Source organism: Nitratireductor rhodophyticola, from assembly GCF_019891355.1.
In the GTDB taxonomy this organism is placed as follows: domain Bacteria; phylum Pseudomonadota; class Alphaproteobacteria; order Rhizobiales; family Rhizobiaceae; genus Nitratireductor; species Nitratireductor rhodophyticola.
Map to the genome: position 1 here is coordinate 704,800 of NZ_JAHSSF010000001.1, position 24,449 is coordinate 729,248.

Consider the following 24,449-nt stretch of genomic DNA (forward strand, 5'->3'; position numbering starts at 1 on the left):
GATTTTCCCTACACGCAAGCCTTCTGGTTAATTTGCGTTTACGAACCACCGCTTAGTGGCATTCGCATCACGCCAAAATCGAAGCCATGGTAAATATCGTCTCAATTTTTACACATTTTGCCTTCCCGAGCCTCCCTAGCACCCAAACAGGTCGTTCCAAAAAACAAACCCCATGAATGCGAGAACGGCGAACAGACCAACACGGTAAACCGCGTCCATGACCCTCTCGGACACGGGACGGCGCATCACGGCTTCTATGGCGTAGAACACCAGATGCCCGCCATCAAGGGGGGGAATGGGCAAAAGATTAAGAACGCCTATCCCGACTGACAATAATGCAACAAGTTGCACCAGCCATTCGAACCCGAGTTGCGCGGCCTTTCCGGCCATGTCTGCAATCTTGACCGGGCCGCCGAGCTGGCAGCGGTCTTCCCGGCCGGCCACGAAACGCTTGAGAAACTGGCCGGTGCGGTAAATCACATAGCCGGTTTCACGCACCGCCTCGCCAAGCGCCTCGACCGGCCCGAATTCGATCAGGCGCGGCTGTCCCGTCTCCTGATCGTTAACGACGCCGATAATGCCGATCTTCACCGTGTTTCCAAGGGCATCCTTCTGTTCGAGGAGATCCGGCGTCGCCGTCAGGGTCAGCTCCTCATCGCCCCGGCGGACGACGAAGGTCAGTTCGTCGCCCGCGCGGCCAGAAACGATGCGCTGGACATCGCCGAAGGTGCGAACCTGGCTTCCGTCGACCGAAACAAACCGGTCCCCCGGCTGGAACCCGGCAACGGCAGCGGGAGTGTCCGGACGCACTTCGGCGACCATCGGCTCCATGACATACCGGCCGAAACCCGCAAACATGACCGCGAACACGGCAATGGTCAGAAGAAAATTGAAGAACGGACCGGCAAACACGGTTGCCGCGCGCTTCCAGACCGGCTGGGTGTGGAAGGCGACCCGCAGCTCTTCCGGCGACAAATGCCCGGTTGATTCGGGGTCGGGCGTGCTGGTGACCGACATGTCGCCGGTGAACTTCACATATCCGCCAAGCGGTATGGCCGACAGTTTCCAGCGCGTACCGTGCCGGTCGTTGAAACCGAAAAGCTCTGGCCCGAAACCGATCGAAAACGCCTTCACGCCAATGCCGCACCAGCGACCGACGAGATAGTGTCCCATTTCATGAACGAAGACGACCACGGTCAGAACGAACAGGAACGGGATGATCGTCCCGACCAGCAGGCCGTTCGTGCTGAAGATGGAGGTAAGAAAATCGATCACGTCTTTCTCATTCGATCACGGTGTGCTTCAGCGCTTCAATCTGGAAGATCCTTACGACTTTCAGAAGGTCCGCTGCATTGTTCCAATAAGTTGCCGGTTAACACGGTCGCGCGCCGCAGAGGAGCCTCCCGAATCCCGACTTCCCCACACTCCATGCCATCGCGGCCGATCCAAGGCAAATGGTTACGGTTTCCTCAAAAGTTGAAAAGGGCGTGAGCCGGAGATTCCGCCCCGCCAAAAAGAGCAGCCAGCAGATAGAGGGCGAGTGCAGCCGCCATCAGCCCGTCCACGCGATCCATAACGCCGCCATGACCGGGGATGAGATTGCTGGAATCCTTCACCCCGCTGCGCCGCTTCAGGGCCGATTCGAAAAGATCGCCGATCTGAGAAATCACGGCGAGCACGAGCGCGATCAGGGCAATCAGCAACACGCCGTGGACTGCACTCTCATGAAACGCGAAGGCGGCTCCGGCTAGAACGGCGAAAACCGTGCCGCCGACAGCGCCGCTCCACGTCTTTCCGGGGGAAATGGAAGGCGCGAGTTTGGCTCCACCGAGAGTGCGTCCGGTGAAGTAGGCCATGACATCGGTGGTCCATACGACAGCGAACAGAAACAGAATCGCAAACAGTCCCGACTGGTCATCGGCGCGCAAATGCACGAGCGCCAGTGCGGGGGCGGCCGCATAGGCGAGACCTGCAGCCGTTCCCAGCCCGGAACCCGACATCCAGCCATGCAGGGCAAGCACGAGAAGTGCGGCAGCAAGGACAAGAAACAGGATCGTCGCGGGCTGGCCGAGAATCATCACAAGCATGACCCCGGCCAGGAGCGCACCGGCAATAGCCGTATGCACGCCGGGACCGGGGCGCATGGCGCACCATTCATAGAAAATCGCGCCGGCCATGGCCGCAGACATCAAACGAAACGGCAACCCGCCAAGATAGGTGATCAAGAGAACGGCGAAACCCAGAACAATCGCCGAGATGATCCGCAATTGCAGATTGCTGCGCTTTGGGCGGGGCGCCGGCGCCCCCTCCTCCCCACGCCCGCTCATAGGACGGCTTCGCGCGCTCCGACGCCGCCGAAGCGGCGCTCGCGGGCATTGAAGGTGGCGATGGCCGTTTCCAGATCGGCGCGGCCGAAATCCGGCCAGTGGCACGGCAGGAAAACGAACTCGGCATAGGCCGCTTGCCAGAGCAGGAAGTTCGACAGGCGCTGCTCGCCGCTCGTGCGGATGATCAAATCGGGATCGGGGATGCCAGCCGTATCGAGGTAGCCGCCGAACATATCGAGATCGATTGCGTCGGCTCCGATTCTACCGGACTGCACGTCGTGCATCAGCGCCTTCGCCGCCCTCAGTATCTCGTCGCGCGCGCCGTAGTTGAAGGCGATCACCAGGTTCATGCTGATGTTTTCCGCCGTCAGGTTCTCGGCCTCGAGCAATAGCGACCTGATGTCGTTTTCCAGGTTTTCGCGGTCACCGATGATGCGGACGCGAACGCCATTCTGATGCAGTTCGGCCAGGTCGCGCCGGATGAAAAGCCGCAAAAGCCCCATGAGGTCGTTGACCTCGGATCGCGGCCGCGACCAGTTTTCAGACGAAAAGGCGTAGACGGTGAGCCAGTTGATGCCCAGTTCGCCAGCCGAACGCACGGCATTGCGCAGCGCCTCCACGCCGGCACGGTGCCCGGCCCGGCGCGGCAGACCCCGCGCTTCGGCCCAGCGACCGTTTCCGTCCATGATGATGGCTACATGCGCCGGCTTCAACTGGCAGTCTCCCCTCACCTCTTGAGCATCGCCCCGGTGGCTGGAGCATCGGACCTTAAAGCGGAATCCGGTTTTCGGACTATTCCGATGCTCCATCAATGGTTTAGATCGTCCTTTGTTCGTCCGGATGGACGCACGACGATCTAGACCTGCATGATTTCGGCTTCCTTGGCGACCAGAAGCTTGTCGATGGCCGAAATCGTCTCATCCGTCATCTTCTGAACCTGGTCGGACTGCGTGTGTAGTTCGTCCTGGCTTATGTCGCCATCCTTTTCGGCCTTTTTGAGGTGTTCCATGCCGTCGCGACGCACATGGCGCGCTGCAACCTTGGCATTCTCGGCATACTGATGCGCGATCTTCACCAGTTCCTTGCGCCGCTCCTCATTGAGCTCCGGCAAGGGAATACGCAGGGTCGAGCCATCGACGATCGGATTGAAACCGAGATTCGATTCGCGGATCGCCTTGTCCACTGCGTTGACCATGCTCTGGTCCCAGACCGCAACGGAGATCATGCGCGGCTCCGGCACGGAAACCGTCGCCACCTGGTTGATCGGCATTGCCGCGCCATAGGCTTCCACCTGAACCGGATCCAGAAGGTTGGCCGAAGCACGGCCCGTTCTCAGCGAAGCAAGATCATGCTGGAAAGCGCTCGTCGCCCCGTCCATACGCCGCTTGAGGTCTTTAAAATCAACGCCGTCGGCCATCATTAAATCTCCTTACGCACCGGCACGCTGTTCTGGTTCGGCGTCATCGGACACGATGGTGCAATGCCCGCCGCCTTTCAAGATGGCGTTAAATCCGCCCTCTTCGTGAATCGAGAAAACGATTATCGGAATGTGGTTCTCACGCGCAAGAGCAATCGCGGCAGTATCCATGATGGCCAGCCCATCGCGGATCACCTGCGCGTGGCTCAGGCGCTCGTAGCGCGTCGCATCCGGATCCTTGCGCGGATCGGCGGAATAGACGCCGTCGACCTGTGTTCCCTTGAAAAGCGCATCGGCGCCGATCTCGGCAGCCCTTAGTGCCGCCGCCGAATCGGTGGTGAAGAACGGATTGCCGGTGCCGCCAGCGAAAATCACCACCTTGCCGGCATTCATATAGCTCGTAGCCTGGCGCTGGGAAAAGCTTTCGCAAAGCTCCGGCATGGCGATGGCCGACATCACCACCGCATCAACCCCCATCTTCACCAGCGAGGTGCGCAGCGCCAGTGAATTGATGACGGTTGCAAGCATGCCCATGTGGTCCCCGGTCACCCGGTCGCCGCCCTTGGAGGCCACGGCAACGCCGCGAAAAATATTGCCGCCGCCGATAACCACGCCGACCTCGACGCCAATCCTGCGCGCTTCCAGAATGTCGCGGGCGATGCGGTCGACGACCGAAACATCGATGCCGAACCCCTGCTCGCCCATAAGGGCTTCGCCGGATGCCTTCAGGACAACGCGCCGATAGCGTTTCTCGGTCATCTTCAAAGTCTCCAAATTTGACCCTGCGTTACACGAAGGGCGCCGCGTTGTCACGCGGCGCCCTTTGTCTTCAAACAGTTATTCGCCCGTCTTACGACTTTGCGGCAGCAGCCACTTCAGCCGCGAAGTCAGTCTCTTCGCGCTCAACACCCTCGCCGAGTGCGAAACGGACAAAGCCGACGATCTTTGCCGGAGCGCCGATTTCCTTCTCGGCCTCGGCCAGCGCCTTCTCGACCGTCAGGTCCGGGTTCATCACGAAAGCCTGCTTCAGGAGGACAACCTCCTCGAAGAACTTGCGCAGACGACCTTCAACCATCTTCTCGATGATGTTTTCCGGCTTGCCCGACTGGCGCGCCTGGTCGGAGAAGATGTCCTTCTCGCGGGCAACGGCCGCAGGGTCGACATCAGCCTCGGTCAGAGCCAGCGGGTTGGTTGCTGCCACATGCATGGCGACCTGACGGCCGAAGGCGCGGGCAGCGTCGGCATTGCCGGTCGTCTCGATTGCCACCAGCACGCCAAGCTTGCCAAGACCGTCGGTCACGGCGTTGTGGACGTAGCTTGCGACCGCACCGTTCTCCACCGAAAGCTTCGCCGAGCGGCGCAGCGTCATGTTTTCACCGATCGTGCCGATGGCGTCCTTCACCGTGTCGGCAACGGATTTGCCGGTCGCGGGATAAGTCGCGGACGAGACAGCGTCGATGGAACCGTCGGTGCCGAGCGCAACGGTCGCAATGTTGCTGACCAGTGCCTGAAAGGCGTCGTTGCGGGCAACGAAGTCGGTCTCGGAATTGACCTCTACGACAACGGCGCTGTTGGCGTCGGATGCAACACCGATCAAGCCTTCGGCAGCCGTGCGGCCGGCCTTCTTGTCGGCCTTGGCGATGCCCTTCTTGCGCAGCCAGTCCATGGCTGCTTCCATGTCGCCATTGTTCTCGGTCAGGGCCGTCTTGCAGTCCATCATGCCTGCGCCGCTCTTCTCGCGCAGTTCCTTGACCATTGCTGCTGTAATGCTCATCGTCGCCTCTTCATAAATCTTCTAACAAAAACGGCCGCGTAGCTTCCTGTGTGCCGCGCGGCCGCCGCGGGGCTCGAGCCCCGCATTTTCGGAACGGCGCTTATCAGGCGTCCTTGTTTTCTTCCGCTGCCGGCGCTGCGGCTTCATCGTCGAGAGCCGGTTCTGCCGGTGCCTCGACTGCTTCGCCGATATCGAGGCCGAGAGCACCCTGCTGGCGCTCAATGCCGTCGATCGCCGCCTTGGCAACGAGGTCGCAGTAAAGAGCGAGTGCACGTGCGGCATCGTCGTTGCCCGGGATCGGGTAGTCGACAACGTCCGGATCGCAGTTCGAATCGACAATGGCGACAACCGGAATGCCGAGGCGCTTGGCCTCCTGGACGGCAATCGCTTCCTTGTTGGTGTCGATCACGAACATCAGGTCCGGCGTGGAGCCCATGTCGCGGATGCCACCGAGGGCACGGTCGAGCTTCTCGCGCTCGCGCTCAAGGTTCAGGCGCTCCTTCTTGGTGAAGCCCTGTGCATCGGCAGCGAGCAGTTCGTCGAGCTTGCGCAGACGCTGGATCGAGTTGGAGATCGTCTTCCAGTTGGTCAGCATGCCGCCGAGCCAGCGCGCATTCACATAATACTGAGCCGAGCGCTTGGCGGAGTCGGCAACGATCTCGGACGCCTGGCGCTTGGTGCCGACGAACAGTATGCGGCCGCCCTTGGCGACGGTGTCGGAGACGGCCTTCAGCGCCTGGTGCAGCAGCGGCACGGTCTGGCTCAAGTCGATGATGTGAACGTTGTTGCGGGCGCCAAAGATGTAATTGGACATCTTCGGGTTCCAGCGATGGGTCTGGTGACCAAAGTGAACACCAGCTTCCAGAAGCTGGCGCATGCTGATATCGGGCAGTGCCATTCGTTATCCTTTCCGGTTGAACCTCCACGGACCGTCAGGCGGAAACCGCCACCGGAGGCGCTGGCCGGATGTCTCCCGACCGGAACCAAGATCCGTGTGTGGAATGCGCGCGCATATAGAAGCTTATGGCGCAGAATGCAAGCGTTTGGCCGGCGAAAGGGCCTAATCGGCGCAATCGCGCCCCTCTTTTGTCTCATCGAACATGGTCAGATCGACAAGCTGGCCGCGAATCGAGAACTCGCCATAATTCATGTCGAGGCTGCGGGTGACCCCGCTTTCATGCAACAGGAAGCTGATCTCGTAATCCGGCAAAGCCTCGCCGCGCTCCTGTGTCGGATCGAAATAGGCAATGCTCACCGGCCAGTAAGACTGGGTCCCAAGCGGCGCGGCGGCTGCACGTTCCGCTTCGCCCTCTCCCATGGGTTTCGGTCTGCCGATCGTCACGGACGTGATCATCACGCGGTCAGCATCCTCGGAGCTGTCATAAAGCGTGGTCTGGTAAAACCCGCCGCCGGATTCGGCCTTTGCCAGCACCTCTTTCATGTGCTGAACCGGGAACTGCGTCTTCTCAAGCGTCTCGCTGCGACGTTCGGGTTTGGAAAGTTCCACAAGTGTTTCGCCGTCGCCGAGGCGGGCAACACCCTTCACTTCCCGGTCGAGCGCGTTGTCGAGATACATCTTGTTGACGAACTGGAAGACCTTTCCGCTGCCGTCCTCATAGGTGGATGTCTGCTGATCGGAAAGCCGCGATGCCTCGTCCGTTTCAAGCCGCATGACGAAGCGGAAGGTGGTCGTGTAGCCCTCACAGGAGGATCCGGCGAACTCGTAGACCATGCGCCCGGTAATGCCGTTGATGCCGGAACGGTCACTCGCCTGTTCCAGAGAGAGGTCGTAAACGGCCCGATGCGGCAGCAGTTTTGGTGCAGCAAGGGCAACGCCCGGCCCGGCAACCGGAACGAAGAACAGGGCCAAGGCAAATAGGCGCGATGAGCGCATGAACGACCTCCGGAATTCGGCTTTTACGGTCGCAGCGTGTCGTGACCGTCTGGATGGTTCCCGTTTGAACGAGAGTCGTGGCGGAAGCGAGGCAAATATGCAACCTCTGCCGCTGCGGCACATTCCCCCTTGAGCGCAGATTCGATTGCGAAAGTGTTGCAACTGACGTTTAGTTTCGCCTGCGCGGCGGCGTTGCCGCGTCAAGAATCCTTTGAAATGCCGGGAGAGCAAGATGGCACGTAAAATCGAGAAAAGACTGCTGGAACTGGGTGTCGAACTGCCCGAAGCGGCAGCGCCGGTTGCAAACTATGTGCCTTATGTCCAGACCGGTTCGCTGCTGATGACCTCCGGGCAGCTCCCCATCAAGGATGGCAAGCTGATGGCCATGGGCCTTCTGGGGCGTGAACTGGGAACCGAAGCCGGCAAGCTCGCCGCCAAATGGTGCACCGTCAATGTGCTGGCGCAGGCGCGTGCCGCCCTTGGCGACCTGGAGCGGATCAAGCGTGTGGTGCGCATCTCCGTCTATGTCGCCTCGACGCCGGACTTCACCGACCAGCACCTGGTCGCCAACGGCGCTTCGGATTTCCTCGTGGCGGCGCTTGGAGATCGCGGACGCCATGCACGCGCCGCCGTCGGCATGGCATCGCTGCCGATGAACGCACCCGTCGAGATCGATGCCATCATCGAGGTTGCCGAGTAATGCCCGATCTTGACTGGCTGGCGGCACGACCCATCGCGCATCGCGGTCTTCACGACATGAACAACACGCGCTGGGAGAACACGCTCCCGGCTTTCGAGGCGGCGGCCGATGCCGGCTATTCCATCGAATGCGATGTGCATCTGTCATCCGACGGGGTGCCCATGGTCTTTCACGATCATGCACTGCGCCGTCTGACGGGGCAGGACGGGACGATTGCCGGAAAGACGGCGGCGGAAATGAGCGCGCTGAAGGTCGGCAATACCGCCGCTCATGTGCCGCCCCTTCGGGAAATGCTGGACCTGGTGGCCGGCCGCGTGCCGCTGGTGATCGAGCTCAAGGGCTCCGAGGGCCATGACGATGCGCTCGTTGCCCGTGTCGCTGAGACGCTTGAGGGGTATTCGGGGTCCGTGGCACTCATGTCGTTCGAGCATCGACTGGTGCGCCAGTTTTCCCGACTGGCACCCGGACTACCGTGCGGCCTGACGGCCGAAGGCACCTCGCCGGAGGCCATGGAAGCGCATTTTTCCATGCTGGCGTATGACATCTCTTTCGTCTCCTACGCGGTCCAAGAGCTGCCGAACCCGTTTGTCGCATTCGTGCGCGAACGCCTTTCCATGCCTGTCATCACATGGACGGTGCGGGACCGCGAGGCCGTCAAGCGCACCTTCGCTTATGCCGACCAGATGACGTTCGAAGGTTTCACACCCTGACTGCGCCAAGCGTTCGCAACCTCTTGAAGCCGCACCCGGCGGGCGCTTAGTTAAGCTATATGACCGCAACAGAAACCAACACGCCAATGTCGGGCGACGTGACCCTGACGGTTTCACCGTCACTTGCCGATCTGCCGGAGGCTGACTGGGCAGCTCTTTCCGGGGCGCGTCGGGACGGAACGGGTTCACCCTACAACCCATTCGTTTCATACGCGTTTCTGTCGAGTCTGGCAGACAGTGGATGCGCGGTGCGCGAAAGCGGATGGCTTGGGCAGCATCTGTTTCTGCGCGCGGCAGACGGCACGCTTCTGGGGGCGGTGCCGTGCTATCTCAAATCTCACAGCCAGGGCGAATATGTCTTCGATCATGGCTGGGCTGATGCCTTCGAGCGTGCCGGCGGGCGCTATTACCCAAAACTGCAGGTGTCGATACCCTTCACGCCTGCGAGCGGTCCGCGCCTCCTTGTGCGCGAGGGAGCGTCACCCCGCGCCGTGCGCGAGGCACTGGCGGAAGGAATCAAGACCCTGACGGACCGGCTGGGCGTTTCCTCGGCGCATGTCACCTTCGCGACAGACGACGACATCGCCGCGCTGGACCGCGCGGGGTTTCTGATGCGCACCGACCAGCAGTTTCATTTTTTCAATCGTGACTATGGCCGCTACGACGACTTTCTTGCCACGCTCGCTTCACGCAAGCGCAAGGCGCTGAAGAAGGAGCGTCGTACCGCGCTCGAAAACGGTATCGAAATCGACTGGCTGACGGGACCGGACCTTACAGAATCCGTCTGGGACGACTTCTTCAGCTTCTACGCCGACACCGGCAGCCGCAAATGGGGACGGCCCTATCTCAACCGCCGGTTCTTCTCCCTGATTGGCGAGCGGATGGCCGACGACATCCTGCTCGTCATGGCCCGCAGGAATGGCCGCTACATTGCCGGTGCGATCAATTTCATTGGCTCAGACACGTTGTTCGGCCGAAACTGGGGCTGCGTCGAACATCACCCCTTCCTGCATTTCGAGGTCTGCTACCATCAGGCAATCGAGTTTGCCATTGCGCGCGGACTGACGCGCGTGGAGGCCGGCGCGCAGGGCGAACACAAGCTCGCTCGCGGTTATGAGCCCGTTACCACCCGCTCAGCCCATTACATTCCCCACCCCGGCCTGCGGCGTGCGGTGGCGCAATATCTGGAAATGGAACGCCGCGACGTGGCGGAAATCAGCCGCATGCTGGAGGCCCATACACCGTTCCGCAAAGGCTGACGGGTTTCAGTGCATGACCGATTTCGAAAAGAGATTGATCACCAGAACACCGGCGATGATGAGCCCCACGCCCAGAAGCGCCGGAGCGTCGAGTGCCTGCTGAAACCAGAGCCAGCCGATGGCGGTGATGAACACGATACCGGCACCCGACCAAAGCGCGTAGACGATGCCGACCGACATGGTGCGCAGCGTGAGCGAAAGGAAGAAGAAGGCAACCGCATAGCCGATAAGCGTGACCAGCGACGGCATGAGGCGCGTGAAACCCTCGGTCTGCTTGAGTGCCGTCGTCGCCACCACCTCGAACAGAATGGCAACGATCAAATAAAGATAGGTCACGGTCTGAACCTTCTGGATAACGCGACGAATCGCTCGACACCGGGAGTTGACGGCCCGGACATTAGCGCAGAAAAATGCGGCGGCAATTGCCCGAGACGAGAGGTTCCCATGACCAGTGCCGCCTATGACAACGACAACGTTTTCGCAAAAATTCTGCGCGGCGAACTGCCCTCTCACAAACTCTATGAGGATGACGAGACCCTTGCACTGATGGACATCATGCCGCGCGGCGATGGCCACTGTCTCGTGATACCGAAAAAGCCCTCGCGCAACATTCTCGATGTCGACGCAGACAGCCTTGCGGCGGTGATGCGCACGGTGCAGAAGCTTGCCCGCGCCGCAAAATCAGCCTTCGATGCAGATGGCGTGACCATCCAGCAGTTCAATGAACTGGCCGGTGGTCAGGTCGTGTTTCATCTTCATGTCCACATCATCCCGCGTTTTGAAGGCGTTGCACTGCGCCCCCACACCGGCGAGATGGCGGATCAGACCGTACTTGCCGAACAGGCTGAAAAAATCCGATCCCAGCTTTAGATCAACCGATCACGTAAAGCCCGGTCAAAAGAACGGTTTCGGCAACGACGATCCCCGCGAGAATTTGCTTGCGGGCGAGAAGATAGGCGGCGAACCCTGCAATCGCCGCACCCACCCTCAGGACAAGAGGGGAATCGGCAAGCGCGCCGCTGGGAAAAACGATGAGATTGGCAATGACGGCAGCCACAAGCGCCGTCGCAACACAGCGCACAAAGACCAGAATGTCTGACTCCTCAGACATCTTGCCACCAAGATAGACGCCGAGATAGCGCCACGAATCCGTCGCCAGCCAGCCGGCAAGCAGGATGAACAGATAGGGCCACCACCAGGCGTCAAACGCGTCGAAACTCACCCGACCACCTCCCGTTTCACACGCATGCGATGCCAGATATAGGCGGCGCCCCCCGCCACGCCGCCGGCGGCGAGCAGGTCGAAGCCTGGCAGGACAATATGGAACACCGGCCCGCTTGCCAGCCCCAGGATCATTGCTACATGCCCTGCCCGTTCGCGTGCCGAACCCCAAAGCGAGGTTAGAAAATAGATCGGCGTCAGGAAGAACAGCGCTGCCGTCACCTGTACCGGCAGGCTTTCAGCCAACAGGAAGACGGTTGCGACCACGCCCATATTCACCAGAACGAGCGTGGACCCGATACCGGTGTAGTACGCCGTCCGCAGATGGCGCGGTACATGCTGGAAACTTTCCATGGCAAGCACCCAGGAGGTGATCGCGACGAAGTGAGAAAGGACGTAGAGAACCCATTTGCGGGTTCGGGGTGCACGCATTTCCGGCGTCAAGGCAACAACCATTGGCGCCAGACGAACTGATGAAAGGGCAACGGCGAAGGCCGCGGCAATCAGACTGTTGCCCGCCAGAACCGCGCCAACCAATACCACCTGCGCAGGCAGGGCCCAGACAACGCCGGTCATAAAAACGGTCTGGGGAAGCGTAAGCCCGGCCTCTCGCGCAAGGCCGGCAAACCCAATGAACGCGCTTACCAGCACCAGACCCGGTATCGAGAAGCAGCGCCGCACGCCCCGCAGATACCAGGCAAAGTGGCTTTCTTCGCTGCTCGATTCGGCTGTCGCATTCTCACTCATCGCTCCAACGACCTAGCACAGCCCGGCGCGGTGGGCGATACGACGAAGGCGTGGGTGCTTGGGACACCCACGCCTTCGAAATTAGGCCACTCGAAAACCGTCCCCGGCTATCAGCTCTTGCGCGGCAATTGCGGCACGAGGCTGCGCTTGGATGGACCCTTGGGCTTTTGCGCCTTCGGTTTGGCAGCCGATTTGGGCTTGCGCGTTTTCCTGGCGGCCGGTTTCGCCTTCTTCCTGGCCGGAACCTCGTCGCGCGGCTTGATCGGCGCATCGTCGGGCACGGCGTCAAGCTTCAGGCGGCTCTCGCCCGTATCGTCCTTCTCGACGGTTACGCGGACCGTGCCGCCCTTCTTGAGCCGGCCGAACAGCACCTCGTCTGCGAGTGGCTTCTTGATATGCTCCTGAATGACACGTCCAAGAGGACGCGCGCCCATCCGTTCGTCATATCCCTTGTCGGCCAGCCAGGCGACGGCATCGTCCGAGAGATCGAAAGTGACGCGGCGCTCGGCAAGCTGTGCCTCGAGCTGCATGACAAACTTCTGCACGACCTGATGAATGACCGGAACCGGCAGAGCGCCAAACGGAATAACGGCGTCCAGGCGGTTGCGGAATTCCGGCGTAAAGAGGCGGTTGATCGCCTCCATATCGTCACCTTCACGCTTCGACGATCCGAAACCGATGGCTGGCTTGGCCATATCGGATGCGCCCGCATTGGTCGTCATGATGAGGATCACATTGCGGAAATCGATGCTCTTGCCGTTGTGGTCCGTGAGCTTGCCGTGATCCATCACCTGCAACAGGATGTTGAACAGATCCGGATGCGCCTTCTCGATTTCGTCGAGAAGCAGCACGCAATGCGGATGCTGGTCGACACCGTCGGTCAGCAGGCCACCCTGGTCGAAGCCGACATAACCGGGCGGAGCGCCGATCAGCCGCGACACCGTGTGGCGCTCCATGTATTCCGACATATCGAAGCGCAGGAGTTCCACACCAAGCGATGCAGCGAGCTGTTTGGCGACCTCGGTCTTGCCAACACCCGTGGGGCCCGAGAACAGATAGGAGCCAATCGGTTTCTCAGGCTCCCGCAGGCCGGCACGCGCCAGCTTGATCGCCGAAGAAAGCGCCGTGATGGCTGCATCCTGCCCGTAAACGACACGCTTCAGCTCGTCTTCGAGCGTCGCCAGAACCTTTTCGTCATCGGCCGAAACGGTTTTCGGCGGGATGCGGGCCATGGTGGCGATCGTCGCCTCGATCTCCTTGACGTTGATCGTCTTGCGTCGTTTCGATTCCGGCAGCAGTTTTTGCGAGGCGCCGGTTTCGTCCAGCACGTCGATCGCCTTGTCGGGCAGCTTGCGGTCGTTGATATAGCGCGCCGAGAGTTCCACCGCCGCCTTCACGGCTTCATTTGTGTAGCGGACCTTATGGAAATCCTCGAAATAGGGCTTTAGCCCCTTCATGATCTCGATGGCGTCCTCAACCGTCGGCTCGCTGACGTCGATCTTCTGGAAGCGGCGTACCAGCGCACGGTCTTTTTCGAAAAACTGCCGGAATTCCTTGTAGGTGGTGGAGCCGATGCAGCGGATCGAACCGGACGATAAGGCAGGCTTCAGGAGATTGGACGCATCCATTGCACCGCCGGACGTTGCGCCTGCGCCGATGACCGTGTGAATTTCGTCGATAAAGAGAACCGCGCCGGGATAATCCTCCAGTTCCTTCACAACCTGCTTCAGGCGTTCCTCGAAATCGCCACGATAGCGTGTCCCGGCCAGAAGCGTGCCCATATCGAGGGCGAAAATCGTCGCGTCCGCCAGAACATCCGGCACATCGCCCTCGACGATGCGCTTGGCGAGCCCCTCGGCAATCGCCGTCTTGCCGACGCCGGGATCGCCCACGTAAAGCGGGTTGTTCTTGGAGCGGCGGCACAGGACCTGGATCGTGCGGTTGATCTCGGGCGCGCGCCCGATCAGAGGATCAATACGGCCTGCCCGCGCCTTCTCATTGAGGTTGACGCAATAGGCGGTGAGCGCATCCTGCGCCTGTTTCTTCTTGCCGCCCTCTTCCGCCTCCGCACCCGGTGCGCCGGCGTCGTCGTCTTCTGCACCGCGGGGCGTTCTTGCCTCCGACCCGCCGGGCCGCTTGGCGATGCCATGACTGATATAGTTGACCGCGTCATAGCGGGTCATCTGCTGTTCCTGCAGGAAATAGGCCGCATGACTTTCGCGCTCGGCGAAAATCGCCACGAGCACGTTCGCCCCGGACACCTCTTCGCGCCCGGACGACTGCACATGGATGACAGCGCGCTGGATGACGCGCTGGAAGCCTGCGGTCGGCTTGGAATCCTCGTCATAGCCCGTGACGAGGTTATCGAGCTCGCCGTCGATATATTTGACCACCGTATCCTTGAGCGCATCGAGATCGACATTGCAGGCCCGCATGACGGCTGCAGCGTCCGAATCGTCGATCAGCGCCAGGAGCAGGTGCTCGAGCGTCGCATATTCATGGTGGCGCTCATTGGCGAAGGTGAGCGCCTGATGCAGTGCCCGCTCCAAGCCTTGGGAAAAAGCCGGCATTCAGTACCTCATTTCTTTTCCATCACGCATTGAAGTGGATGCTGGTGCTGTCGGGAGAAATCCATCACCTGCGTTACCTTGGTTTCAGCCACTTCGAACGTGAACACGCCACATTCACCAACACCGTGATTGTGTACGTGCAGCATAATTCTGGTCGCGGCCTCGCGATCCTTCCTGAAGAAGCGCTCAAGCACGTGAATGACGAACTCCATGGGCGTGTAATCGTCATTCAGCAACAATACACGATAGAGACTCGGCTTCTTCGTCTTGGTTTTCGTACGCGTGATGACCGCAGTCCCGCGGTCGGAACTGTTACCGTCATCCTCGCCATCCTGCATTCGCCAGGCGTCGTGCTGCATGGCTTCACCGATATTCAAAAATTCCATTCCCTGTGCCGAGCCCTTACGTGGGACATGTAGGTACCCTTCCGACAATTTTAAGCCCTTATGCGTTCCTGACAATATGGGTGAAAGCCTTTTGCGTTCAAAACTACGCCATCGTGACAGTTGATCCGCCTTCGCCACCCTTTGACCGGAAAGATCGTTCGATTTCGAGTCAATGTTAAGAAATTCCGTCAACGAATGGCTCACCATAAACGGATTGGTAACGCCGACACCGATAGGGTGATGGGAAATGGGCCTGCGAGTGGGGATGCCTCGCGGCCTGAAACCAGATGCAAATGGGTGTAATCGTGCGTCAGGCGTTGTTGGGTAGAGCGAATCTTGTGCGGCTCTCAGGCAGGATTCTAACGGCACTTTTCGTTTCAGGTATCGTCATGCTGGGCGCGGCGGAGCAGGCTTCCGCAAACGCCAAATATGCAGGCATCGTCATGGACGCAAAGACCGGCAAGGTGCTTTACGAATCGAATGCCGATGCGCCGCGCTATCCCGCCTCGCTCACCAAGATGATGACGGCCTATCTGATCTTCGAGGCGCTTGCGAGCGGGCGCATCTCCAAGGATACGCGCATTCCCGTGTCACGCAATGCGGCGGCCGAGCCCCCGACGAACATCGCGCTGCGCCCCGGCGACAGCCTGACTGTCGATCAGGCGGTCCGGGCACTGGTAACCCGCTCCGCAAACGACGCGGCGACGGCCGTTGCCGAGTTTCTCGGCGGTTCGGAAGCCAAGTTTGCATCCATGATGACGGCGAAAGCACGTCAGCTCGGCATGTCCCGCACCACGTTCAAGAACGCGCATGGCCTTCCCAACAGCCAGCAAAAGACAACCGCGCGCGACATGGCCAAACTCAGCATCGCCCTGCGCGAGCACTATCCGCAGTATTACAGCTACTTTCAGACCACCTCCTTCACCTACAAGAAGCGCCGCTACGGCAACCACAATCGCCTTCTCGGGCGCGTCAACGGAGTCGACGGCATCAAGACCGGCTATACCCGCGCTTCCGGTTTCAATCTTGCCAGCTCCGTGCAGGCAAATGGCCGCAGCATCGTCGCCGTGGTTCTGGGTGGCCGCACGTCGCGCAGCCGCGACGCGCATATGGCCGATCTGATCAAGCGCTACCTGAACCAGGGTTCCACCGGGCGTGACCGCATGCTGATCGCCAAGGCGCCTGGCGGCGCCCGGACGGCCCTTGCAGCAATGATCCCCGGCAAGCAGGTGCCTCTGCCGACCGAGCGGCCGGAAGCTGAAACGCTGACAGCCTACGCGCCGGAGGCCCCAGTCAAGGCCGCCGCCATGAACACTGCCGTGCCGCGCCCGCGTGCGAAGGTTGCGGCGGTCGACCCGATGCCCACGGCTTCCACCGCGCCAGAGCCGCAGGGGGCAGCGTCCCCGGGCGGCTGGGTGATCCAGGTCGCATCGATGCCGAGTGAGGATGAAGCCCTCATGTTCCTCGCCGAAACCGAGAAGAAGGCCGGCCAGGTCCTCGCGCGGGCCGTGCCGATCACCGAAACGTTCGAAAAGGGTGGCATCACCTATCACCGCGCACGTTTCGTCGGGTTCGACAGCAAGTCCGACGCCTGGGGTGCCTGTGCGTCGCTCAAGAAGAAAAGCATCTCCTGCTACGCCGTGCAGCAGTAAGACCGGAGTTGAAGATGAGTCAGGATAGCGTCGCGCGTAGCGGAAATTCAGTGATGAGTGGACAGCAGAACGTCGCGCGCCTCGTTGATACGGGCGGCAAGAGACGAGGTTCCTCCCATGTCGGGATGCAGGCGCTGCATCAGGCGGCGGTGAGCCTCTCTGATCTGCGCAACGGTCGCACCTCGTTCAAGACCAAGGACCTCATAGGCCTCCTCCTCGGTCATGGGGCCCGTGCCCGGCGCAACTCCCTCCCCCCGGTCGCCATCCGACTGCGCGCTGTCGCGCCAGGCGGGGAATTCGCTGTCAAGATAGGTTTCGAGAAGCCGTAGGCTCTCCTCGTCGCGTTCGAGTTCGGCGTAGAGCGAAAGCAGTTCTTCCTGCGTCATGTCCGCGAGCCGGCGCCCTTCGTGCCGGCCGGCCAGAACCACACCGGACAATTTTCCGCTATCGTGATCGAGTTCCATCTCGATGGCAGCGGACCGCACGGTTGAGCGCTGGCCAGGCGTTTTGGTCCGCCCCATTCTCAGCCGCGCCGAACCGAACCAGGCGGCGGCTGCCGAAAGCAGCATTCCGCCGATCCCCGCCCTGCCGGCAAAGAGCATCACCACACCGACGAGCGCCAGCACTGCCGGGCCGACTATTCGCAGTGTATCGGCCACCCGCTTCGGGCTCGCATTGACGAATGCAAGACCGCCGAGAACCAGAAGCAGCAGAAGCCCAAAGAGAAAGAAGGGAAAGGTCATCGGTCTTTTCCGCCGCGCAGATGCTCCAGCATCCTGCGATCCTCCGGCCGGTTGCGATCGCTGAGTGCCTTCAGCCCGCCCGTCGCGTAGACGGCGACAGCGGACAGGAGCCTGCCGAGTTCCGCTGCCGAACGTGAATCGAACCGAAACCACGCCCCCTTCGACAGTCGGGCGATTTCACGGAAGGCACGCTCTGCGACGGGATCGTGCCCCTCCTGAAAGACGAAGACCGGAACGCCGCTCAGGCCAAGCCGCCCGGCCCTGTCGGAAAGCTCGTCCACGCTCTCCTCCATGGCATCGCCGATATAAACAAGCGCGTTGATCTTTTCGCGCGCTGTTTCCTTCAGCGCATGGGCAAGAACTTTGCCGATCTGCGTATGGCCGCCGCGACAGTCGATCTTCGTCATCAGCGTTTTCAACGCATCGGTATCGCGCACGAAACGCGAGGCGCGGCTTTCGCCAAAACCGCGGAAGTAGACGAGCTGGACATTGAGTGAACCGGCCTTGCCGACTGCGTCGAACATTTCCGCCTGAAGCTTGCAGGCGAGATCCCATGTCGGCTGACGGCTCATCGTCGCGTCGAGCGCCAGAATCAGGCGGCCTGTGCCCGTTCCGTGTACCGGCGCAACGGCACGGGCATGCCGAACGAAAGCGTCGATCGCGCCCGAACTGGACTTGGGCCCGGCGAGATCGGCTTTGGCGCGGTGTGGTGCAGGCGTTTTCTTGTCGCTCATGGTGAGAAAGATGGGCGTGTTCGGACCGGTTGCAAGGCTGACGACAAGCCTGCGCCAGAACGGTCGTTACAGCAAGCCGAGTTCAGAGAGCTCGCGGCGCAGTTCCTGAGGCATCGCGGCATCGTCTCCCGCACTGCCGATATCGCCCGGTGCATCCTTCGCATCCAGATAGCGCCATCCCTGAAAGGCCCGGCGTGGCTGAAACTGCGTACGCACCAGTCTGGGCTCCAGAACGAGATGGCAACGGGACACCCCCTCCGCATCGCGAAACGGGCGTATGTCGACAAGCCGTTGCCGGCATTGAATCGATCCCTTGATCACCCAGTAGAGGGAGCCGCCTTCCGTCAGTTCATCGACGCGTTTGGGCACCATGCGGGTCGTGTGGAAGTGTTCAGCCGGCTCGCCACGCGCCCTTTTTTCGCGAACGCGCAGCGCGATCCAGTCCTCCAGTTGCTCGACGCTTTCACAGCCGACGCACAATTTTATGAGATTCAGTGCCATGTCCTGAATGTCGGGTGGCGGGCAGTGAAGGTCAAGCGCGGCCCGTGCGCTCTCCACAGTGTCTGAACGCGCTCAGCACTCGACGACATTGACCGCGAGGCCGCCAAGGCTTGTTTCCTTGTAGCGTTCGTTCATGTCCATTCCGGTCTGCCGCATGGTCTCCACCGCAGCGTCCAGAGAGACGAAATGCTTGCCGTCGCCCTTGACGGCCAGTGAAGCCGCCGTGACGGCTTTGACAGAGCCCAGCGCGTTGCGTTCGATACAGGGAACCTGCACCAGCCCGGCAACCGGGTCGCACGTCATGCCCAGGTGATGTTCAAGCGCGATCTCGGCGGCATTTTCGACCTGCTCCGGCGTGCCGCCCAAAACGGCGGCAAGGCCTGCGGCAGCCATGGCGGAGGCCGACCCGACCTCGCCCTGGCAGCCCACCTCCGCCCCGGAGATGGAGGCGTTGTGCTTGACGATGCCGCCAATGGCCGCCGCCGTCAGCAGGAAATCGCGGATGCCGTTGGTGTCCGCATCCACGTGAAACTTCTGCCAGTAGCGCATGACGGCCGGCACCACACCTGCCGCGCCATTGGTCGGTGCGGTCACCACACGTCCGCCGCTGGCGTTTTCCTCGTTCACGGCCATCGCAAAAACGGAAAGCCAGTCGTTTGCAGCCAATGGGTTGGGACGGTTCTGACGCCAGTCCTCGTCCAGCTTTTCGTGCAGATGACGTGCGCGACGACGCACATTGAGGCCGCCTGGCATGACACCGTCCTGCGAGAGGCCGCGTTCGATACACGCGTCCATCGCCTGCCAGATGCGGTCCAGCCCGGCATCGAGTTCGGCCCGCGTCATGTGCTTTTCTTCGTTCGCCCGTTTCATCTCGGCAATGGAGAGCCCGCTCTCGGCCGCCATGGCGAGCATTTCGCGGGCGCTGGCGAAGGGAAACGGTACATCGTCCCTGGCGGGCTTTGCGGATTCGCTCTTGAGTGTCTGAAGCTCTTCCTCGGAAACCACGAAACCGCCGCCGATGGAGTAATAGATCCGCCGAAGGAGAAGCCTGTCGTCCACATCATGGGCGTTGAATGCCATGCCATTGGCATGCCCCGGCAGAGCCTGCTTTTTGTCCAGCACAAGATCGGTTTCCGGGTCGAAGTGGTAAGGCGGATGCCCTGCCGGCCGCACCATCTTTTCGGCGGCGATGGTGGCGAGCTGCCCGTCCATCCGGTCGGGATCAACGGTCAGCGGATTGTAGCCTGCAAGCCCGAGTATGACCGCCCGGTCCGTGCCGTGCCCGACACCGGTAAAGGCGAGAGAGCCATGCAGGCTCACCGAGAGCCGGTGCACGGCGCTTCCCGCCGGGCGCGGCCAGTCATCGCCCGCGATCTCAGCCAGAAAACGCTCCGCCGCCGTCATCGGCCCCATCGTGTGCGAACTGGACGGTCCGATGCCGATCTTGAACAGGTCGAAAACGGAAAGGAACATGGGTGAAGGCTCCAGAATGTAACCACAAGAAAGTTTCCAGTGGTCTGCGGCCATTGGCGGGTTGCGGCGCGGCATGCTCTGGCGTGACCGCGACATGCGAAGATGTAGGCGATTTCCCCGAACAAGCAAAGGGCGCAGCGGTTGCGCTGCGCCCTTCAACTTCAAAGAACCGATTTTGTGCGGTTTTGCTGGTAGTTCAGCCTGCCGTTGCTACGACCGCTGCCGTTTCGGCGCCAATCAAGAGCCATGCCAGAAAGATTATTCCCGCAAGCCCGATCACTGCTTTGGCGGTCACGCCCCAGCAGGATCTCTCAACGCTATCGTCCATGCATATCCCGTTTTGTTATCCGATCTCCGAACGGGATGATCCCGATCGCCGATCCGTGACGGCGGGAGATACTCCTCCGCGCAGGCTTCCGCAAGTCCAAAAACGGCAAAATGACGGCTGTGAAACAGTTAAAAAGCCTTAGAAAATCAGGCTTTCATAGTGCAATCAATCACTTGCAGGCGTAAAGGAATTTTCAAGAGATGTGGCGAAATACGGACAATTTTGCTGCATTGCACCATCATACCGCGAAGAAGACACCACGACTCAGTCCAAGGATGCCTCCGGAGCGGGCAAAAATGCATCTGTCCTGCCCGCGATGCGATAGGCGGCAAGGCCGATCCACTCGCGTATCCCGACCGTGACATTGCGCAGCGAATCGAGCGCGTTGTCTTCTGCGAAGCCCGGCTTCTCATTGCCGGCCGTCTTGTAATCGACCGGCCATGGCATCACAGGGAAACCGGCCTTGCGGAACACCCCGACGGCGCGCGGCATGTGGAAGGCGGAGGTGACGAGCAGCCATGTCTCACCTGCCGCCGGCTGCACCATCTCTCTGGAAAAGGCAGCGTTCTCATAGGTATCGCGCGAGCGATTTTCGAGGATGAGGCGGTCTGGGTCGACGCCCAGTGCGGTCAAAAGGCGCGGTGCGGTGTCCGCATCGCCCTCACCGTTCAGGAATACAGCGCCCTGCCCGCCGGAAATGAGAATTTTTGCCTGTGGGAAGCGGCGCGCAAGGATCGCGGCCTCCACGAAACGGTCGCCGCTGGCGTTAAGCTCGTGGCCGCCGCGCGCACTGTTGATGGAGCCTTCCAGCCCGCCACCCAGAACGACGATGCCGTGAACCCTCTCCGGGACGGGGTCGGGCTTCTGAAAACGGTCTTCGAGCGGTCCGAGAAGAAGCGCGCCAAGCGTCGTCCAGGCGGACAGAAAGAGAACCAGAAAAGAGAGACCGCCTGCCATCATGGACAGGCGGCGCCAGCCGAAAAAAGCGGTGACCAACGACACCGCAATCAGGATTGCGGCAAGGCCGAGTGGCTGCAGGAACAGCCAGCCAATCGCAGAGATAAAATGGAACATGACGCGGCCTTTCTATCAGGAAGCGAGCCGCGCCATGGGCATTACCACCACCTGTTCGGTGCGAAACGGCCTGCGGCCTGTTCGATCACGTGTGCTGTGCGGAACAGCGTTTCTTCTTCAAACGGCTTGCCTATGAGCTGCAGGCCGAGTGGCAGCCCCTTTGCGTCAAGTCCGGCCGGCACCGCGATGCCCGGAAGGCCCGCCATGTTCACCGTCACGGTGAAAATGTCGTTCAGATACATCTTCACCGGATCGGACGCCATCTCCTGATCAGCAACGCCGAAGGCAGCCGACGGCGTGGCCGGCGTCAGGATCGCATCCACGCCCTGATCGAAAACCTGTTCGAAGTCGCGCTTGATGAGTGTGCGTACCTTCTGCGCTTTCAGGTAGTAGGCGTCGTAGTAGCCGGCCGACAGCACATAGGTGCCAATCATGATGCGGCGCTTGACCTCACGGCCGAAACCGGCGGCGCGGGTCTGCTCATACATGTCGGCAATGTCCTTGCCGGGCACGCGCAGGCCATACCGCACGCCGTCATAGCGCGCGAGATTGGAAGAGGCTTCTGCCGGTGCCACGATGTAATAGGCCGGCAGCGCGTATTTCGTGTGCGGCAGCGAGATGTCGACGATCTCCGCGCCCGCATCGCGCATCCAGTCGATGCCCTGTTGCCACAGTGCCTCGATTTCCTCCGGCATGCCGTCGAGACGGTATTCGCGCGGAATGCCGATCTTCATGCCCTTGACCGACTGGCCGAGGGCGGCTTCGTAATCCGGCACTGGAAGATCGACGGAGGTCGTGTCCCTGTCGTCGACGGACGCCATGGATTTCAGAAGGATTGCCGCGTCACGCACGTCGCGCGCAATCGGCCCTGCCTGATCGAGCGAGGAGGCGAAGGCCACCGTGCCCCAGCGCGAACAGCGGCCATAGGTCGGCTTGATGCCGACCGTGCCGGTGAAGGCGGCGGGCTGGCGGATCGAGCCGCCGGTGTCCGTTGCGGTCGCCCCCGCGCACAGGAATGCCGCTACGGCTGCCGCCGAACCGCCCGAAGAGCCGCCGGGAACGAGGTCGGCATTGGAGCCTTCGGCGCGCCATGGGTTGATGACCGGACCATAGTATGACGTCTCGTTGGACGAGCCCATGGCGAACTCGTCCATATTGAGCTTGCCGAGCATCACCGCGCCATCAGCCCACAGATTGGCCGTGACGGTGGATTCGTATTTCGGCCTGAAACCATCGAGAATGTGGCTGGCCGCCTGGGTGTGGACGTCTTGCGTGGCAAAAAGATCCTTGATGCCGAGCGGAATGCCTTCCAGCGCGCCCGCCTCGCCCCTGGCGATCTTGTCGTCACTCGCCTTTGCCATCGCCCGCGCCTTGTCGTGCGTGACGGCGACATAGGCGTTCAGCTTTTCGTTGGCCGTGTCGATGGCCGAAAGATAGGCCTCGGTCAGTTCGGTGGCGGTGAAAGCTTTGGCGGCGAGCTTTTCGCGCGCTTCGGCGATTGTGAGTTTGGTGAGCTCTGTCATGGAAGATCCGTGAAAATCCGGAGGCCCTTCAGGGCAAATGGGTTTGGAAGCGGGGCGCTCTTATTCGACCACTTTGGGAACGACGAAGAAATTGTCTTCCGAAGCAGGCGCATTGGCGACGATATCGTCAGCCTTGCTGCCGTCGGTCACGCCGTCCTGGCGCTTCTTCATCGCCATCGGGATGACGGAGGTCATCGGCTCGACACCTTCAACATTCACTTCGTTCAGTTGCTCGACGAAACCGAGAATGGCGTTCAGTTCGCCGGTCATGCGCTCTGCATCGGCCTCATCAACGGCAATGCGGGAAAGGCGCGCAACGCGCTTCACGGTATCGATGTCCACGGACATGGTTTTCTCCAGGCGCTTATTGGCTGCGCCACGGCTATAATCGGCGCGCGGGCGGCGTGCAACCGCCAACGCGCTCCGGCGCACCGGAATTGCTATAGCGAAATCGTCTCGCCGACCTTCAGCGCCGGCACGTTCACACCCGAACCTTCCATCCCCTCGATGAATTTCTGCGCGGTCTGATCGATGATCGGGAACGTGCCGAAATGGCAAGGCAGCGCCGTCTCGAACTTGAAATAGCGTCGGCAGGCAAGAGCCGCCACCGCGCCGCCCATGGTGAAGCGGTCGCCAACCGGCACGAGGCCGATATCGGGCTGATGCAATTCCTGAATCAGCGCCATGTCGCCGAAAATGTCGGTGTCGCCCATGTGATAGAGCGTCTTGTCACCGGGGAAATGCAGGACAAGACCGGCGGGATTGCCCAGATAGGTGTTCGCACCGCCCTCGCCCGCAGACGACGAGGAATGCAGCGCGTTGACGAAGGTGGTGGTGAAGCCGCCGCAATCGACGGTGCCGCCGTGATTGCCGGGGTTGATGCGGTTCTGGTCCACGCCCTTGCCGACAAGGAACATGCAGATTTCGAAATTGGCGACCAGCATGGCGCCGGTGTTCTTCAGAATATCGACCGCATCGCCGATGTGATCGTCATGGCCGTGGGTGAGCAACACATGTGTCACGCCTTCAGCCGGCTCCTCCCACCCATTGTTCCAGGAAGGGTTCCCGCTCAGAAAGGGATCGATCAGGATGTGCGCATCGCCCGCATCCACGCGAAATGCTGAATGCCCGTACCAGGTCAGCTCCATGGAATTGTCCTCCTTGTCGGTTGTCGCGCCGCGCCGTCAGTGGCGACTATCGCGCAATGGCGGCTTTTCGTGTAACCGCCGCAGCGCTAGGGTCAGGACCTATTAGTATGGTCGCAATGGTCGGCCTGATTTGTGCGGATACGCGAAGCAGGACCGCGGGAAGACTTCACGTCTTTCAAGGTCTTGCGACAAAGTAGGCCGTGCAAATCAGGCCGATCCGAAGGACGCTCGATAGACCGGCGATCTGCCGCGTCAAACCCCTTGACCG

The 24,449-nt window shown here is 61.0% G+C and carries 27 protein-coding genes; 6 read left to right on the forward strand and 21 right to left on the reverse strand.

The window, feature by feature from the left end:
- Positions 1 to 135: 135 nt before the first annotated feature.
- The 8 genes from rseP to KUG85_RS03325 all read right to left on the reverse strand — a co-directional run bounded on the left by rseP (position 136) and on the right by KUG85_RS03325 (position 7,412).
- Positions 136 to 1,275: an RIP metalloprotease RseP gene (rseP, locus tag KUG85_RS03290; protein ID WP_065817495.1), complete on the reverse strand. Its 1,140-nt coding sequence runs from the start codon at positions 1,273 to 1,275 to the stop codon at positions 136 to 138.
- Between the two features lie 194 nt (positions 1,276 to 1,469).
- Positions 1,470 to 2,327, reverse strand: coding sequence for a phosphatidate cytidylyltransferase (locus KUG85_RS03295; protein ID WP_065817496.1), 858 nt, complete (start codon positions 2,325 to 2,327; stop codon positions 1,470 to 1,472).
- The gene (locus KUG85_RS03300; RefSeq protein ID WP_407673646.1) at positions 2,324 to 3,013 is read right to left on the reverse strand and encodes an isoprenyl transferase; all 690 of its coding nucleotides are present in this window, start codon (positions 3,011 to 3,013) and stop codon (positions 2,324 to 2,326) included. The genes KUG85_RS03295 and KUG85_RS03300 overlap by 4 nt, the downstream gene beginning before the upstream one ends.
- Before the next feature lie 170 nt (positions 3,014 to 3,183).
- Complete coding sequence (frr, locus tag KUG85_RS03305) at positions 3,184 to 3,744, reverse strand: ribosome recycling factor (protein ID WP_065817755.1); 561 nt, start codon at positions 3,742 to 3,744, stop codon at positions 3,184 to 3,186.
- A 12-nt stretch (positions 3,745 to 3,756) separates the two neighbouring features.
- Positions 3,757 to 4,503 (reverse strand): UMP kinase, encoded by a 747-nt coding sequence (pyrH, locus tag KUG85_RS03310; protein WP_065817497.1) that lies wholly within the window; start codon positions 4,501 to 4,503, stop codon positions 3,757 to 3,759.
- A 91-nt stretch (positions 4,504 to 4,594) separates the two neighbouring features.
- Positions 4,595 to 5,518, reverse strand: coding sequence for a translation elongation factor Ts (gene tsf, locus KUG85_RS03315; protein ID WP_223004115.1), 924 nt, complete (start codon positions 5,516 to 5,518; stop codon positions 4,595 to 4,597).
- A gap of 103 nt (positions 5,519 to 5,621) precedes the next feature.
- Positions 5,622 to 6,416 (reverse strand): 30S ribosomal protein S2, encoded by a 795-nt coding sequence (rpsB, locus tag KUG85_RS03320; protein ID WP_065817499.1) that lies wholly within the window; start codon positions 6,414 to 6,416, stop codon positions 5,622 to 5,624.
- A gap of 162 nt (positions 6,417 to 6,578) precedes the next feature.
- Complete coding sequence (locus KUG85_RS03325) at positions 6,579 to 7,412, reverse strand: cell envelope integrity EipB family protein (protein WP_065817500.1); 834 nt, start codon at positions 7,410 to 7,412, stop codon at positions 6,579 to 6,581.
- A 232-nt stretch (positions 7,413 to 7,644) separates the two neighbouring features.
- On the opposite strand from KUG85_RS03325, the gene KUG85_RS03330 reads away from it, so the two are divergent.
- From KUG85_RS03330 to KUG85_RS03340, 3 genes are all read left to right on the forward strand, one after another.
- Positions 7,645 to 8,112 (forward strand): RidA family protein, encoded by a 468-nt coding sequence (locus KUG85_RS03330; protein WP_065817501.1) that lies wholly within the window; start codon positions 7,645 to 7,647, stop codon positions 8,110 to 8,112.
- A complete protein-coding gene (locus tag KUG85_RS03335) occupies positions 8,112 to 8,822 on the forward strand; it encodes a glycerophosphodiester phosphodiesterase (RefSeq protein WP_223004116.1) in 711 nt (236 codons plus the stop codon). Before KUG85_RS03330 ends, KUG85_RS03335 begins: the two co-directional genes overlap by 1 nt.
- Positions 8,823 to 8,908: 86 nt before the next feature.
- Entirely contained in the window at positions 8,909 to 10,081 is a 1,173-nt protein-coding gene (locus KUG85_RS03340) for a GNAT family N-acetyltransferase (protein WP_065817503.1), read from the forward strand.
- A 6-nt stretch (positions 10,082 to 10,087) separates the two neighbouring features.
- Here KUG85_RS03340 and KUG85_RS03345 read toward each other — a convergent pair whose 3' ends face one another.
- The gene (locus tag KUG85_RS03345; RefSeq protein WP_065817504.1) at positions 10,088 to 10,417 is read right to left on the reverse strand and encodes a DMT family transporter; all 330 of its coding nucleotides are present in this window, start codon (positions 10,415 to 10,417) and stop codon (positions 10,088 to 10,090) included.
- A gap of 108 nt (positions 10,418 to 10,525) precedes the next feature.
- On the opposite strand from KUG85_RS03345, the gene KUG85_RS03350 reads away from it, so the two are divergent.
- On the forward strand, positions 10,526 to 10,951 hold the full coding sequence (locus KUG85_RS03350; protein WP_065817505.1) for an HIT family protein: 426 nt from the start codon (positions 10,526 to 10,528) through the stop codon (positions 10,949 to 10,951).
- A 1-nt stretch (position 10,952) separates the two neighbouring features.
- Here KUG85_RS03350 and KUG85_RS03355 read toward each other — a convergent pair whose 3' ends face one another.
- From KUG85_RS03355 to clpS, 4 genes are all read right to left on the reverse strand, one after another.
- Positions 10,953 to 11,303, reverse strand: a complete 351-nt coding sequence (locus KUG85_RS03355) for an AzlD domain-containing protein (RefSeq protein WP_065817506.1) — start codon at positions 11,301 to 11,303, stop codon at positions 10,953 to 10,955.
- Positions 11,300 to 12,049 carry an AzlC family ABC transporter permease gene (locus KUG85_RS03360; protein WP_223004117.1) on the reverse strand — a complete coding sequence of 250 codons (750 nt, stop codon included), beginning with the start codon at positions 12,047 to 12,049 and terminating at the stop codon, positions 11,300 to 11,302. The genes KUG85_RS03355 and KUG85_RS03360 overlap by 4 nt, the downstream gene beginning before the upstream one ends.
- A gap of 110 nt (positions 12,050 to 12,159) precedes the next feature.
- Complete coding sequence (gene clpA, locus KUG85_RS03365; RefSeq protein WP_065817508.1) at positions 12,160 to 14,619, reverse strand: ATP-dependent Clp protease ATP-binding subunit ClpA; 2,460 nt, start codon at positions 14,617 to 14,619, stop codon at positions 12,160 to 12,162.
- A gap of 8 nt (positions 14,620 to 14,627) precedes the next feature.
- The gene (gene clpS / locus KUG85_RS03370; protein ID WP_065817756.1) at positions 14,628 to 14,957 is read right to left on the reverse strand and encodes an ATP-dependent Clp protease adapter ClpS; all 330 of its coding nucleotides are present in this window, start codon (positions 14,955 to 14,957) and stop codon (positions 14,628 to 14,630) included.
- 341 nt (positions 14,958 to 15,298) lie between these two features.
- Here clpS and KUG85_RS03375 point away from each other — a divergent pair, with 341 nt between their 5' ends.
- The gene (locus KUG85_RS03375; protein ID WP_374730075.1) at positions 15,299 to 16,657 is read left to right on the forward strand and encodes a serine hydrolase; all 1,359 of its coding nucleotides are present in this window, start codon (positions 15,299 to 15,301) and stop codon (positions 16,655 to 16,657) included.
- Between the two features lie 47 nt (positions 16,658 to 16,704).
- On the opposite strand, the gene KUG85_RS03380 is transcribed toward KUG85_RS03375, so the two are convergent.
- The 4 genes from KUG85_RS03380 to KUG85_RS03395 all read right to left on the reverse strand — a co-directional run bounded on the left by KUG85_RS03380 (position 16,705) and on the right by KUG85_RS03395 (position 20,108).
- Entirely contained in the window at positions 16,705 to 17,400 is a 696-nt protein-coding gene (locus tag KUG85_RS03380; RefSeq protein ID WP_065817510.1) for a DnaJ domain-containing protein, read from the reverse strand.
- Positions 17,397 to 18,134, reverse strand: coding sequence for a vWA domain-containing protein (locus KUG85_RS03385; RefSeq protein WP_223004118.1), 738 nt, complete (start codon positions 18,132 to 18,134; stop codon positions 17,397 to 17,399). The genes KUG85_RS03380 and KUG85_RS03385 overlap by 4 nt, the downstream gene beginning before the upstream one ends.
- A gap of 66 nt (positions 18,135 to 18,200) precedes the next feature.
- Positions 18,201 to 18,635: a DUF1489 family protein gene (locus KUG85_RS03390; RefSeq protein WP_065817757.1), complete on the reverse strand. Its 435-nt coding sequence runs from the start codon at positions 18,633 to 18,635 to the stop codon at positions 18,201 to 18,203.
- A gap of 72 nt (positions 18,636 to 18,707) precedes the next feature.
- Positions 18,708 to 20,108, reverse strand: coding sequence for an L-serine ammonia-lyase (locus tag KUG85_RS03395; RefSeq protein ID WP_223004119.1), 1,401 nt, complete (start codon positions 20,106 to 20,108; stop codon positions 18,708 to 18,710).
- A 2-nt stretch (positions 20,109 to 20,110) separates the two neighbouring features.
- Here KUG85_RS03395 and KUG85_RS03400 point away from each other — a divergent pair, with 2 nt between their 5' ends.
- A complete protein-coding gene (locus KUG85_RS03400) occupies positions 20,111 to 20,578 on the forward strand; it encodes a hypothetical protein (protein ID WP_171900105.1) in 468 nt (155 codons plus the stop codon).
- A gap of 122 nt (positions 20,579 to 20,700) precedes the next feature.
- Here KUG85_RS03400 and KUG85_RS03405 read toward each other — a convergent pair whose 3' ends face one another.
- The 4 genes from KUG85_RS03405 to KUG85_RS03420 all read right to left on the reverse strand — a co-directional run bounded on the left by KUG85_RS03405 (position 20,701) and on the right by KUG85_RS03420 (position 24,181).
- Positions 20,701 to 21,510 (reverse strand): YdcF family protein, encoded by an 810-nt coding sequence (locus KUG85_RS03405; RefSeq protein WP_223004120.1) that lies wholly within the window; start codon positions 21,508 to 21,510, stop codon positions 20,701 to 20,703.
- Positions 21,511 to 21,551: 41 nt separating this feature from the next.
- The gene (gatA, locus tag KUG85_RS03410; protein ID WP_223004121.1) at positions 21,552 to 23,033 is read right to left on the reverse strand and encodes an Asp-tRNA(Asn)/Glu-tRNA(Gln) amidotransferase subunit GatA; all 1,482 of its coding nucleotides are present in this window, start codon (positions 23,031 to 23,033) and stop codon (positions 21,552 to 21,554) included.
- A gap of 60 nt (positions 23,034 to 23,093) precedes the next feature.
- On the reverse strand, positions 23,094 to 23,381 hold the full coding sequence (gene gatC / locus KUG85_RS03415) for an Asp-tRNA(Asn)/Glu-tRNA(Gln) amidotransferase subunit GatC (RefSeq protein ID WP_007006738.1): 288 nt from the start codon (positions 23,379 to 23,381) through the stop codon (positions 23,094 to 23,096).
- Positions 23,382 to 23,473: 92 nt separating this feature from the next.
- Positions 23,474 to 24,181: a metal-dependent hydrolase gene (locus tag KUG85_RS03420; protein ID WP_223004122.1), complete on the reverse strand. Its 708-nt coding sequence runs from the start codon at positions 24,179 to 24,181 to the stop codon at positions 23,474 to 23,476.
- Between the last annotated feature and the right edge of the window lie 268 nt (positions 24,182 to 24,449).

What these genes read in the sequence shown, in the direction of transcription:
- gatC (WP_007006738.1), bottom strand. Translation starts at nt 23,381, where the DNA reads ATGTCCGTGGACATCGATACCGTGAAGCGCGTTGCGCGCCTTTCCCGC.
- KUG85_RS03405 (WP_223004120.1), bottom strand. Translation starts at nt 21,510, where the DNA reads ATGTTCCATTTTATCTCTGCGATTGGCTGGCTGTTCCTGCAGCCACTC.
- KUG85_RS03375 (WP_374730075.1), top strand. Translation starts at nt 15,299, where the DNA reads ATGGGTGTAATCGTGCGTCAGGCGTTGTTGGGTAGAGCGAATCTTGTG.
- KUG85_RS03380 (WP_065817510.1), bottom strand. Translation starts at nt 17,400, where the DNA reads ATGACCTTTCCCTTCTTTCTCTTTGGGCTTCTGCTGCTTCTGGTTCTC.
- KUG85_RS03340 (WP_065817503.1), top strand. Translation starts at nt 8,909, where the DNA reads ATGTCGGGCGACGTGACCCTGACGGTTTCACCGTCACTTGCCGATCTG.
- tsf (WP_223004115.1), bottom strand. Translation starts at nt 5,518, where the DNA reads ATGAGCATTACAGCAGCAATGGTCAAGGAACTGCGCGAGAAGAGCGGC.
- frr (WP_065817755.1), bottom strand. Translation starts at nt 3,744, where the DNA reads ATGGCCGACGGCGTTGATTTTAAAGACCTCAAGCGGCGTATGGACGGG.
- KUG85_RS03325 (WP_065817500.1), bottom strand. Translation starts at nt 7,412, where the DNA reads ATGCGCTCATCGCGCCTATTTGCCTTGGCCCTGTTCTTCGTTCCGGTT.
- rpsB (WP_065817499.1), bottom strand. Translation starts at nt 6,416, where the DNA reads ATGGCACTGCCCGATATCAGCATGCGCCAGCTTCTGGAAGCTGGTGTT.
- KUG85_RS03385 (WP_223004118.1), bottom strand. Translation starts at nt 18,134, where the DNA reads ATGAGCGACAAGAAAACGCCTGCACCACACCGCGCCAAAGCCGATCTC.
- clpA (WP_065817508.1), bottom strand. Translation starts at nt 14,619, where the DNA reads ATGCCGGCTTTTTCCCAAGGCTTGGAGCGGGCACTGCATCAGGCGCTC.
- KUG85_RS03390 (WP_065817757.1), bottom strand. Translation starts at nt 18,635, where the DNA reads ATGGCACTGAATCTCATAAAATTGTGCGTCGGCTGTGAAAGCGTCGAG.
- KUG85_RS03350 (WP_065817505.1), top strand. Translation starts at nt 10,526, where the DNA reads ATGACCAGTGCCGCCTATGACAACGACAACGTTTTCGCAAAAATTCTG.
- gatA (WP_223004121.1), bottom strand. Translation starts at nt 23,033, where the DNA reads ATGACAGAGCTCACCAAACTCACAATCGCCGAAGCGCGCGAAAAGCTC.
- KUG85_RS03395 (WP_223004119.1), bottom strand. Translation starts at nt 20,108, where the DNA reads ATGTTCCTTTCCGTTTTCGACCTGTTCAAGATCGGCATCGGACCGTCC.
- KUG85_RS03360 (WP_223004117.1), bottom strand. Translation starts at nt 12,049, where the DNA reads ATGAGTGAGAATGCGACAGCCGAATCGAGCAGCGAAGAAAGCCACTTT.
- pyrH (WP_065817497.1), bottom strand. Translation starts at nt 4,503, where the DNA reads ATGACCGAGAAACGCTATCGGCGCGTTGTCCTGAAGGCATCCGGCGAA.
- KUG85_RS03335 (WP_223004116.1), top strand. Translation starts at nt 8,112, where the DNA reads ATGCCCGATCTTGACTGGCTGGCGGCACGACCCATCGCGCATCGCGGT.
- KUG85_RS03330 (WP_065817501.1), top strand. Translation starts at nt 7,645, where the DNA reads ATGGCACGTAAAATCGAGAAAAGACTGCTGGAACTGGGTGTCGAACTG.
- KUG85_RS03295 (WP_065817496.1), bottom strand. Translation starts at nt 2,327, where the DNA reads ATGAGCGGGCGTGGGGAGGAGGGGGCGCCGGCGCCCCGCCCAAAGCGC.
- KUG85_RS03420 (WP_223004122.1), bottom strand. Translation starts at nt 24,181, where the DNA reads ATGGAGCTGACCTGGTACGGGCATTCAGCATTTCGCGTGGATGCGGGC.
- clpS (WP_065817756.1), bottom strand. Translation starts at nt 14,957, where the DNA reads ATGCAGGATGGCGAGGATGACGGTAACAGTTCCGACCGCGGGACTGCG.
- KUG85_RS03300 (WP_407673646.1), bottom strand. Translation starts at nt 3,013, where the DNA reads ATGGACGGAAACGGTCGCTGGGCCGAAGCGCGGGGTCTGCCGCGCCGG.